This is a genomic window from Herbaspirillum sp. B65 (assembly GCF_000333555.1).
In the GTDB taxonomy this organism is placed as follows: domain Bacteria; phylum Pseudomonadota; class Gammaproteobacteria; order Burkholderiales; family Burkholderiaceae_D; genus Herbaspirillum; species Herbaspirillum rubrisubalbicans.
This window is the reverse complement of record NZ_BADI01000728.1, coordinates 1-1,001: the sequence shown is the minus strand read 5'-3', so window position 1 is coordinate 1,001 and position 1,001 is coordinate 1. Positions and strand designations below refer to the sequence as shown.

Below are 1,001 nucleotides of genomic sequence, written 5' to 3'. Positions count from 1 at the left end.
GCTTGCTGCTGCCGCAAGCCATCAGCGTCAATACCTCCCTGGCCAACCTGGGGCAGGTCAGCCGCGCTGGCATGTTGGACCACGCCGCCGAAGCCAAGGTGGCTGGCGAGTTCGTCAAGAAGCTGCGCATCCGCAGCGGCAGCGTGGCGCAAGCAGCCGGTGAGCTGTCGGGCGGCAACCAGCAAAAGGTGGTGATCGCCCGCTGGCTGTATCGCGATTGCCCCATCATGTTGTTTGATGAACCGACCCGGGGCATCGACATCGGCGCCAAGTCCGATATCTATCGTCTCTTCGCCGAACTGGCCGCGCAAGGCAAGGGCTTGCTGGTGGTCTCCAGCGACCTGCGCGAACTGATGCAGATCTGCGACCGCATCGCGGTGATGAGCGCCGGTCGCATTGCCGAGACCTTCAGCCGGGACGACTGGTCGCAGGAACGCATCCTGGCCGCCGCCTTCAGCGGTTACGTGGGACGCCAGGAAGCCGCCGAAGCGGCGCATGTGGCCGGCAATACGGCCTGAACCGGGCGCACTGCGGCCCGACTATCAACTGCCAAGAATCAACCACACAGATGCAAACTTCCTCTACCCCCGCCGCCAGCCGGCAAGCGGCCTACCTGGCCGGTGTCAAAAACTACCTGGGACTGATCGCAGCCCTGCTGGCGATGTGCGTGATGTTCGCCTTCCTGAGCGAAAACTTCCTCAGCGCCGCGACCTTCATTACGCTGTCCAATGACATCCCGCCGCTGGTGGTGATGTCGGTGGGCATGACGTTTATCCTCATCATCGGCGGCATTGACCTGTCGGTGGGCTCGGTCATGGCCCTGGCGGCTTCCATGCTGTCCATGGCCATGGTGCGCTGGGGCTGGCCGCTGTATGCCGCCGCCCCCTTGGGTGTGGTGGTGGCCGCGCTGTGCGGTACGCTGACCGGCATGGTCGCGGTGCACTGGCGCATTCCTTCCTTCATCGTCTCGCTGGGCGTGCTGGAAATCGCCCGCGGCCTGG

General features: G+C 64.5%; 2 protein-coding genes. Both read left to right on the top strand.

The window, feature by feature from the left end; all coding sequences use genetic code 11:
• A partial coding sequence (locus I5W_RS17170; protein WP_044530129.1) for an ATP-binding cassette domain-containing protein occupies positions 1–518 on the top strand: 518 nt, incomplete at its 5' end.
• A 50-nt stretch (positions 519–568) separates the two neighbouring features.
• On the top strand, positions 569–1,001 hold a 433-nt coding region (locus I5W_RS17165; RefSeq protein WP_044530130.1), incomplete at its 3' end, for an ABC transporter permease subunit.